The organism is Corynebacterium sp. HMSC076D02, from assembly GCF_001813815.1.
Classification (GTDB): Bacteria; Actinomycetota; Actinomycetes; order Mycobacteriales; family Mycobacteriaceae; genus Corynebacterium; species Corynebacterium simulans.
The window spans coordinates 21,622-32,115 of the sequence record NZ_KV814038.1; the positions used below are offsets into that span (position 1 = coordinate 21,622).

5 protein-coding genes and 1 pseudogene are annotated in these 10,494 nt (G+C 54.9%); all 6 read right to left on the bottom strand.

Features of this window, described 5'->3' with window-relative positions; genetic code table 11:
- Positions 1–1,632, bottom strand: coding sequence for an AMP-binding protein (locus HMPREF2935_RS01970; protein WP_014303368.1), 1,632 nt, complete (start codon positions 1,630–1,632; stop codon positions 1–3).
- Positions 1,629–2,237 carry a VOC family protein gene (locus tag HMPREF2935_RS01975; RefSeq protein WP_070731767.1) on the bottom strand — a complete coding sequence of 203 codons (609 nt, stop codon included), beginning with the start codon at positions 2,235–2,237 and terminating at the stop codon, positions 1,629–1,631. Before HMPREF2935_RS01975 ends, HMPREF2935_RS01970 begins: the two co-directional genes overlap by 4 nt.
- A complete protein-coding gene (locus HMPREF2935_RS01980) occupies positions 2,230–7,764 on the bottom strand; it encodes a non-ribosomal peptide synthetase (RefSeq protein WP_061926059.1) in 5,535 nt (1,844 codons plus the stop codon). Before HMPREF2935_RS01980 ends, HMPREF2935_RS01975 begins: the two co-directional genes overlap by 8 nt.
- A complete protein-coding gene (locus HMPREF2935_RS01985; protein ID WP_014303371.1) occupies positions 7,746–8,891 on the bottom strand; it encodes a Gfo/Idh/MocA family oxidoreductase in 1,146 nt (381 codons plus the stop codon). The genes HMPREF2935_RS01980 and HMPREF2935_RS01985 overlap by 19 nt, the downstream gene beginning before the upstream one ends.
- Positions 8,892–8,933: 42 nt before the next feature.
- Complete coding sequence (locus HMPREF2935_RS13415; RefSeq protein WP_232218841.1) at positions 8,934–9,533, bottom strand: hypothetical protein; 600 nt, start codon at positions 9,531–9,533, stop codon at positions 8,934–8,936.
- Positions 9,534–9,824: 291 nt separating this feature from the next.
- Positions 9,825–10,043 (bottom strand): annotated as a pseudogene (locus HMPREF2935_RS13785) (NAD-dependent epimerase/dehydratase family protein); the annotation flags it as partial.
- Positions 10,044–10,494 lie beyond the last annotated feature (451 nt).

Consider the following 10,494-nt stretch of genomic DNA (forward strand, 5'->3'; position numbering starts at 1 on the left):
TCAGCTTTGTTCGGATTCACGGTCAGTAAATTGCGCTGCCGCGAGAGCACGCAGCTTTTTCTTGTCGACCTTGCCGATGTTGATCAGTGGAATTTCGTCGACAGTGATCACCTGGTCCGGCACCTTGTATCGGGCTACGCCTCGGGTGAGGAAATCATCCAGAATGGCGGAGCGGTTAACGCCTGGTTGGGCGACGATGGCTGCAACGGTGCGCTCTCCCAGTGCTCTATCTGGCATTGGGAAGACGGCTGCAGCACTAATGCCTGGAGTTCCAGACAAGAGTGTCTCGACCTCAGAAGGGGAGACGTTTTCGCCCAGGCGATTGATCTGTTCAACCACGCGCCCGCACAGCACCAGGTTGCCGTCCTCGGTAAGGTAGCCACGGTCACCGGTGCGGAAGAAACCATCCTCGGTGAAACAGTCCGGGGTATCGCGGTTTCCTTCGTAGCCGAAGAAAGTATAAGGGCCCTTTTCTAGTATCTCTCCCGGCTCGCCTCCCGGGCCATCGATTACCAACTCGTCAGCATCAGAGATGGGACGACCTTGCGTGCCAAGAATCACCGCTGGAGGGTCATCAATACGCGTGAACGTAGTGATGCCTTCACCCATGCCATAACCCTGGTGGATACGCACACCGAAACGATCCTGTATTGCCTCACCTAAGCCGTCGTTAAGCGCCGCTGCGCCAATGATAATTCGCTCCAAGGAAGAGAAATCTGCGGGAAACCACTCTGCGGCCTCCACCCACACCTGGGCTACCGCAGGAACTAGTGCAGTCAGCGTGACCCCGTGGGTCGCAATGGCCGGAAACGCCTCATCGAAGGCTGCGCTGGTGCACAGAACCACAGTGCCGCCCGAAAGCAAGGTGCCCAGAATCCCGGGCTGAGCTAAGGCGAAATCATGAGAGGTAGATAGAACCGCCAAGTATACCGTATCTGGCCCGACGCCGCAGCACTGTGCCGCCGCACGGGTGTTATATGCATACGCCTCATGTACCCGGGGAATTATTTTTGGCATGTTCGTGGTTCCGCCAGACAAAAGATTCAGCGCAACGCTGCGTGGATCCGGCCACTTAGTAGGCGGAGAACATTTGGTAGAAATCGGGGCAGTGAAGAGACCTGGCAGAACTCGGTACGAGGACTCCTTGTCGTGCGTGGGTCCGTTATCGGCCCACAGTTCTTTGAGTCCGAGCTCGCCGGGTCCCATAGCCTCTACCATGGCTACGGTGTCAAAACCGAGATGGTCGCGGCCACCGATATAAGCAACTGGGTGTAAAGACTCACACAACGCTGCAACTTCGGCCTCTCTATGCGCGGGAAGCAGCAGGGTTGGGATAGCACCCACGCGCATCAGCGCAAGCAGAGTCACCACATACGCTGCGGTGTTTGGCAGTTGCAGTAGCACGTGGTCTCCTGGCGAGAGGCCGCTTTCTCGTAGCTCCTCGGTGAACACACAAAGTGATTGCTCGAGTTGTGCGTAGGTCAGGTGTGCGTCGTCAGCGATGACAGCTACATGGTCCGAATAAATCTCGGATGATTCGAACAGTTCCTGGCACAGGCTTTTTCGGGCCAGGTGGCCGGTGCCTTCGTAATGCTTCAACACACTGTTGCGGTCGATATCGCGCCCTCTCATGCAAACTCCAAATCAATCGTGCCTGTGCCGGAACGGCAGGTGAGGCCGCCGTCGACACCAACGTGCTTACAAATGCTTAATGTCTTCTCACTGGCCGCAAAATCGATGTCGGTTATGTGGGTAATCCCGTTAGGATGCGGGGTGCTGCGATGGGTATCAATGACAAAGGGGGTCACGAAAAGCGGGATCGCCCAGTCGTCGGGTGACAGACACCAGCAGGCGAGCCGTCTGCCAGCGGGATCCTTGCGGGAGAACGGGATTGTCAGGCTCTTGGTTTGATGAGAATCAAAAATCTCCTTTATGTGGTCAAATTCCTTGCGCTGCGCCTCCAGTACCACCCGTGAGTACCCCTGTGACATGGTGGAGAATCTGTCATAGGAGTCGACGAATTTTCCATTGCCAGTAAGGTGTAAAAGTTGGCGGAAAAACGGTGGTACGTCGGCTCGCTCTCGTATCTCCAGGTAGGGACCCTCGCAGAAATAAATAAGCGCGCTTGCAGCGTTTTTCTGTTGTCCTGGTTCAACGTCAAAGCCGCGCGAACGGAAGTAATTAATTGAGTTCTCTAGGTCGTCTGCTTTATAGATAATGTGTCCCACATTAGCCATTTCGTTGTTCCCTCTCCGTGAAGAACGGAAGTAGTGAGGGTACGTTCTCCTGTAGCAGGCAGGTGGCATGAGAACCGGCCACGGCATGTATCTGCAGGTTGCCGAGCACGGTCGCTGGCCAATCGATGTCTCCGCCTAGGCTCGGGTAAAAACCAGTTACACCTTCGGTAGGCTGCAGTACGACTACATCACCGAAATAGACATCGGGGACGTAGTCGATGGTTCCGAGTAACGAATGCCGGAAGACATCGTATAGGATGTCCAGCATCCCGCGAGTGGACTCGGAGTCTGTGTCGAATTCACGGATGCTTCGGTAGATGAGTTTGCGGCGCGCCCTGGGACTCAACACCGCCATCTTTTGGAAGAATTCCCCGATATCTGCGTATGGGCCTTCAAGGGTACACAGTTCTTCGTCACTGATATTGCGGTTGATGCCATCAAGGGTGTGCTCCAGGGCTGCTGCGAGGGTTTTGAGGTCGAAGTTCGCCCCCATTGCACTTAGGTCAGCGTTGAAAATGCACCCATAGGCGAGCTCACACAGCAGTTCATTAGTGACCCGGTGCGGGCACTGGTGGGTGCTGATGCAAGTTACCTGGCGCACGTCGCGGCCGAGTTCGGTGAGCGCCTTCGCGGTCTCCAGCGCTAACATACCGCCAATGCAGTAGCCGACCAACTGATAAGATTCCATATCCAACTCATCAAGTTCCTGGGCGTAGCTCTGGGCCAGATCCCTGATCAGCGTACGGGTTGTGTAGTCCAGGAATCGATCTGCGTCACCAGCGGTAAAACCAACGTGGGCAATCTCTGGCTGGCGTTGAAGCAGTTCGGGCATCAAGAACTCGTAGTCCTTCAGGCGGCCAGTGCCAGCGTGGATCATCACGCGGCAGAACATTGCGTCCTTCGGCAATCGGTATACATGCAGATTTGAAGACCCAGTTGGAGAGCCACTGGCTACAGTAGACAGAGCAGTCAGTTCAGGGGAGGTATGATTAGCAGAATTAACGGCTTTTAATGCTTCGGGTTGACAGCTACTTCCTGCAGCCTGTGCTAGCGCGGAAATGCCTGCGATGGTTGGCACCTTGAGTACGCCACGCATAAGGGCGTCCCACGTGTGCTGCTGTAGGCCAGGTATTTCTTGGCGGAGCCGGGTTACCGTTTCGGCCATGAGCAGTGAGTCACCCCCAAGCGCATAGAAGTCATCATTGCGCCCAACCTCCGTGGTGTCGAGGACATCGCGCCAGATAGTCGCTATCTGCTCTTCCGTTTCGTTGCGTGGAGGATCGATCCGGTTGTTGGGGCTTCCCACCGGTTCTAAGCAGAGTTGCGCTAGGGCCTTGCGGTCTACCTTGCCATTTGAGGTTAACGGCAATTCCGGTAGTACATTGACGGAAGCCGGAACCATGTAACCCGGTAGGTGAGCACGCAGGTAGCCCAGAATGTCTTCACTGTTGAGCGTGGGGACATCGTCGTCATCGGCACCAACGATGATGAGTCGTTGCCCGCATTCGCGCAACGGGTCACTAGTGTTTGGGTACTCCGCGATGCGGTGCATCTGGGTATCCCTGAAGACCTGATCCCACTGCGCGTCCTCGATGAACACCTTGTGTGATTCCGCACGGTGGTCCGTGAAATCAACCAGATTCATCTTGATGGACACCGAGATAAGGGCTGCGTAAAGTTCAGTGATCGGCTCTACTATGACGATCACGCCCCCGGGGCGGCGCAGCTGCTTTAAGCGGGTGAATGACTCCTCGATATTTACTGAATTATGCAGTACGTTGGCGCACAAAATGATGTCGTAACCGCCGAACTCTACATCTTGCGATGTGCAGTCTGAGTTCATATCAAACAGGCCATAGGTCATGGCATCACAATGCGCGAACATTTTTTGGGCTTTATGTAGGAAGAATGTCGAAATATCGGTGAAGCGGTATTCGATTACGTTCTCGGGGAGTCGGCTAACAATTTTTTCCGTCGTAGCACCTATGCCAGCGCCGACCTCGAGGATCCTTACCGGATGATCAGCGTGGTGCTCGGCAATGCCGATCACTGCCTCTGCGGCCGCAGCATTCATCGCCTTGCTAATGCGGTTTTCGCCGTAAATGGTGCGGGCGTTATGGGTATCTCCCTCCGGGAAGAACACCTCGGTGGGACTGATCTCTCCGCGCAACTGGGAAAGAAGCGCCTCAGCTGCGTGCCGTTGGTAATTGAATAATTCCTTACTGTTATTGATTTCCGCTTCCATGTTGCCGAACTGATCCCAGGCCTCTCCGAACACGAAGAAGTCCAGGGTCTGTTGGCTGACAGTCCAACCCTCATCATCCTTAGTGGCTAAGCCTTCTCCAGTCAGAATATTGAGCCAACGGGTTATGAGTTCGCGATACTCTTCGGAGGGATGGATCGCCGCGGTGATTTCCGTAAGAGTGTGGTATTTTCCTGCAACGAGGAAAACACCGGCTTGTTGGAAAGCCGCGAGCAAAGCAGCCATCGCGGCTTCGTTTCCCAGCCGCATCCATGTGGCAAATATTCCCGTGTCAAGGCTCGTATCTGCAGGTGTCCAGCGCTGCTCAAGCATTGTACGGAGCTCCGAGTTTCTGATTTGCCCAGCATCCTTGAGCTCATCTTTGTCGCTCTGTGCATCAGTGACGAAAGCATGTAGTTTAATTGGGTCACTGGTTTCCTGGGTGAGTACTATAGCGCGTTCGACGAAGTCGTTGGATTCGAGGACTCCTTCTATCTCGCCGGTTTCCACTCGATAGCCGTTGATTTTTAGTTGATTGTCCCGACGGCCGTGAAACTCGATTACGCCGTCTGGGCGGTAGCTTCCTATATCCCCGGTAGCGTACATACGTGTGCCATGCTTTTCGGAAAAGAAAAATTTCTCTGCTGTGGAGGTTGGATCGTTGAGGTAACCGGTGGCTAGGCTTTCCCCGGAAATATGGATTTGCCCTCGCACCCAGTCCGGACACTCATTGCAGGCCTCGTCGAGCACCCACATTCCTTGGTTGGGTAACGCGGTACCATATGGTATGCTAGTTTCATTTGTGTGACAGGTCATCGGGTGGAAAATCGACCATATTCCGCCCTCCGTGGCGCCGCCGAGGCTGATGAGTTCAGCATTAGGGAAGTGGGGTGCAGCATGCGCTGGGAGAGTGCCCGGGATCCTGTCTCCGGACAGCATAACCAGGTCTAGGCTGAGGATGTTCGGGTGACGGGTCACCTCTACCTCTCGCACAAGCATTTGGAACAGTGCAGGAACAGAGTTCCAGGTATCGACGTTGTTATCAACAAGGAAATCGATCCATTTGCTGGGGTTTCGCGATTCCTCGTCTAACGGCAGGACCAAAGTGCCACCGCTTGCGAAGGTACCGAAGATGTCATACACGGATAAGTCAAAGGATAACTTCGATACCCCCAATACCGTGCGTCTTTTATTTCGGCCGAGGAGATTGTTCACGCTATCTATGGTGTTCATTGCAGCCGAGTGCGTAACGACAACACCTTTTGGAATTCCGGTGCTGCCTGAGGTGAAGATGATGTAGGCGGTTTCGGTGGGGGAAACCGGTGAGGCTATGGTGCCACTGTACTGTATCGGGCTGAGAGTATCGACGTTGATGTTGGAGATATCGGTATTTTCTTCGGAGAAATGAGAATTAGTGATGACGTTGGCAGGACGACACGCTTCTATCATTGAACGTTGGCGGATTGCGGGTTGCTCGTGATCGATCGGCACGTAGGCTGCACCAGTTGATACCACGGCAACAGCGGCAGCTATTTGCCATACTCCGTTACCTAGGACGATGGCAATGTAATCTCCGGGACCGACATCAGAGAGCTCATGCTGTAATGCCCCGACGTAGCCAGCCAGATGTTGGTAGCTGTAGGTTTTTCCGCCACACACCAGCGCTGGCTGGTGTGGGTGCTGCTGGACGTTATCCCAAAACCCGTCGTGGAGGCATCGGGTGGTCTGCTGTACGTGGGTTTTGTGAATGCGGTTACGGATGGCGATCGTCTTATCGGGCAAGTGGACTGAATCAGTTTCCTGCCACGCCGAACCGTCGTCGACCAGGCGATCGAGTAGGTCGGTAAATGACTCCCACATGTCGTCGATCAACGCCGGTTCAAAGACGTCCTCTCGCACGTCCCAGTTGACGTTGCAAGAGCCTCCGTCCTGGAATGCCTGACAGTCAATCCATACCTGCGGCGTTCGGCTTACGCCGGAGACAAGGTTGTAGGCCGGACCATTGTTGTGCGGTGTGTCTGCACCCAACGCGCTGGTGAATACTACCGGGATTACCGCGGGCTGCCCGGTAGTGCGGGCTATATCGCGCAACACGTCAACCCCGGAATACGCAGCGTGTGATAGCTCTTCGGATAGCTGCTCCTGGGTTGCGTGCACGCGCTCACTAAAGGTTCCAGTGTGCGGATGGCAAGCATGTAGGGTCATCTCGGTAAAGTCTCCGATAATACGGTTGATTCCGGCAATGGCAGAATCTCGGTTCATCGAAGTGACATTGACGCAAAAGTCACTTGTGGAGGACCAACGGCGCAGTACATCGGCGTAGGCGGTAAGTAGCGTCGCCGAAGGAGTGACGCCGTGAGTGCTTGCTGCGTCGGTGAGCTTTGACCATGCTGCTGGCGAGCATCGCCAGGTACGCCGGGTGAAACGCACCGGCATTTCGGATGTGCGATCGGCTGAGGTCAGCGTCGGCAGTAAGGGTTTGCCGGACAACGAGGGGATGATCTCGGACCAGTACTTTTTTGCATTGGTGCGTGCAGCGAAGCCAGCGGCACTCTGGCTGTGGTGGTTACGGGAGGTGATTATATCCCGAAACGTGGTGTCCTCTAGTTCCGGTAGAACGTTACCTGCGTAGAGAGTTAGAAGTTCCTCGACCATCACCCTCACGCTTACAAAGTCGGCGATGATCATGTCCACCGAAAACTGTAGGATGCTGCATTCGTCAAATTGCAAAAGCTGGAATTCGTGCAGTGGCCAGGTGCCCAACGGGTAGCTACGGTTTTCCAATTTTGCGCGGTGACGAAGATACTCGGCGTCCGGGACATCTGGGTTGTGGCCCGCGAGGTCTACAGCTTGTAGCACCGGCAAACTGCGAGATTTAACCACCTGCAGCGAATCCGGTGGAACGACCACTGCAGAGAGCATGTCATGGCGCTGGATGAGTTCGTGCCAGGCCTGTTCAAGGCGGCTGCGATCAAGGCGTTCCGTTCGTATTTCGGCGTAGCTGTGGCACCCGGTGCCACCCAGATCATAGCCTTCGTTCTGACCGGTTGCGTATGCGCGCTGAATATCGGTCATGGGGAAGGGGGCGAACCGTGCTTGCTCATCATGCGGAACGGCCTCCCGCTCACGCAACCATGCCAAAACCTTTTCCTTATTTGACCTTAAGGCCGCGAGGTCTTCCTCGCGCAAGGAACCCTTGGGTGAACGGTAGTTGAGTCGATCGCCGTTCACCCATAGCGCTATACCGCGGGATTCAAGGTCGTTAATCAGCGCTGTGACATCCATGTTATCTCTCCTGTGTTCCGGTGGTTGGGGTTGTTTCGCTCAATGGGGGAGGTATGAGACTCCCCCAGCGGCCACATCAGACTCTCGAGACTGAGTGGTTCGGCATGCATAGCTGCTTGGACGGTACATGTGGGACCCAGTAATTGTCCGGTGCGCGCCCAGACTGCGCACAATGCCAGGAGGTATTCGGCTTCTTGCGCTTCGTTCTTGGAGCACGCCAACTTGTCATATACTTCGTTCAGAAACTCCGCAATGCCTGCAGGCCAGGTATGGTCGTAGAGGGCGACACGGGTAACGCACGGCTCGATAAGGAGATTCTCATGCAACTGTAGAGTGCTCAAACGATCATCGGCAGCAGTGCTTAGCAAGCCAGCTTGATCTCGTGGGATTGGGGTGTTTGGGTGCCAGATGATGGTTCCGTCAGTCTCGGTGAGCACCAGATTTCCGGCGTGCGTGAAAACAGTTATTCGATGCCCCACGTGAGCGAAATCGTCTGGCTTTTCTGGGTCGTTGTGATTAACCACGCGCAAGCAGAGCGGGGTTTTGCGTATCGAACCGGTGAGCGTAGTGAATATTCCGGTAACTTGGGTGTCGTCATCAAAGCTCCATGGGGTAAAACCGCCGGTAATCCTTCCGATGATATCGAGCGTTGAGAATAGAAAGTGAATGCTACATTCGGCGTCTATGTGGATGATTTTGAACTGCCTGGTTAGTGTTGTTGCGATTTCCAAGTACCGGGATATGGTTGGATTCCAGCGGTAGAAGGTGTTGAGCTTGAACTGCACGTTATTTTTCGCTGCCATCCGGTAGCAATCTACAGAGTCTTTCTTGTGGATCGGGTGCTCCATCACTACATGCTTGCCACGGCTTAAAAACTCTAGGGCGAGCTGCGTGCCGGAACCGCCAACGACGCTAGATCTGACCACCACACAGGCAAGATCAAAAGCGGGGAGATCTTCGATCTTGGTACACAGAGGTACGCCTAGCTGCTCTGCCAGCCGGCGCGACTGTTCGCTGCCCTGAGATAGGATTGCTACCAGCGAAAATTTATCCGCAAGCTTTTTTATCCCGTTGATGTATATACGGCCAAATGTTGTGCCGCATACGACGACGCGTACAGTGTTCATGCGACGGGCCTTTCTAGGTTCTGAGCCGAAATACCGGGGTTTTTAAATGAAGCCTGCATCGTCGTCATCACTCCATTGAGGTGCGTCGGTAGTTGCTGTAGGGCCGACGATTTTAATGTCGACGTTGTAAGAGGCCAGTGACGAGAGGACAGTTTGAGGGGCCGGCAGCTCATAGCCCCATTTCGGCCCGGTTAGTAGTTCGTCGCGGATAACGCTTTTTGTCGCTTCCGCAACAAAAAGAGCGGTGATGAAGGTGGAGTCCGGTGCGTGGACACTGCCTGAGACGCGAACAGGGCGGCCCCGTAGGGTGCCGTGGACAGTGGCTTGGATGGCAAACCAGTGGTTCTTTCCGGCATCGAGTTTGGTCTTCGCTGCAGCTATGTCTGCGCACAAATTCATGAGCGTGGTTGGGTCTGATATGTCGGTTTGTGAGAGCGCACGTAAAAGTAACTGCTGGGTGTCCCGGTCCGGTATGGCCGTGACCCCTATGAGGCGCGGAATAGAGAAATCTTGGGCCACCTTGCGTAGCTCGTTGGTGACGAACGGGCTTGCTATGAGTCCGTCATCGCTTGGGAAAGGTTCCAGATCTTCAGCGTGGATGCTCCCAGGTTGGTAAGCCACGAGGTCGCCGTCGACAATCATCTTCCCAGGATGTCCGTAGGAGTTGTGGGTACTTAGCACCACATCGACCAGACCCGACAGCCCGCCCCGGTCGCGTCCACCAGTGCAGAGAGTTACCGATTGACAGTCGTCGATTAGGCCCGCCAGGTGGCGTAGTAATAGACCGCTGAGACCGGGGGTAGCGCCGGCGTTGACCACGCACGGACGGTTGGTGGGATAGTTGTCGAATGAGTTGGCTCCGAACGGGTCTATATAGCCCACTGAGTCTGGTAGTGCCGACGCTACTGAGGTCTTGAGAAGACATGACGGTCCGGCGCAGTTGACGACGACATCAAGGTCACGGGAAAATTTGTTGACAGATTCCTCGTCGTGAGCGTCAACGATAGCGGTGCGCTCATCTGATGTGTGGTGAGACCGATTCCCGCAGTTCACCATATGTCCGCTAGCGCGCAACAGTGCGGCTACTTGGCGGCCTACTTCGCCATGCGAACCGAGAACCCCCACTCTTGCCGTCTCTCCTGTGCGAACCACTCAATGTCCTTTTCTTAGCGAGCACATAACGCCAAATAGGGCCTGTTTAGGTTAGGCTACCCTGCGCGGCAATGAGTTGCAATAGATAGAGGGTAAAACGGCTCTTCCCAATCTAGAGTGCGTAGCAACATAGCTACCTGGCTGGGGGTAGGGGTCGTTGGGCCGGGTCAAAAGGATAGGCAGGGGGTGTTTTGGTGGTGTCGTGGCATAGCAAGAGGCCCTAGACGGTGCAAGATGGTCGTTATCACACAGTCCATCCAGCCACCTAGGGCCCTGACCATGAACTTGTGCAGGTATCAAGCTCCGGGTTTCGTAGAGGCTGTTTTTCTTGGTTTTCTACGCCACAGAGGATGCGACAGCGGTGGTGGTGGGGACCTGACCCCCATGTGGTGGACACCTGATATCCAGCCCAGTCGAGCTGGGAAGAAAGGTAATCTACCACCATGTCCAG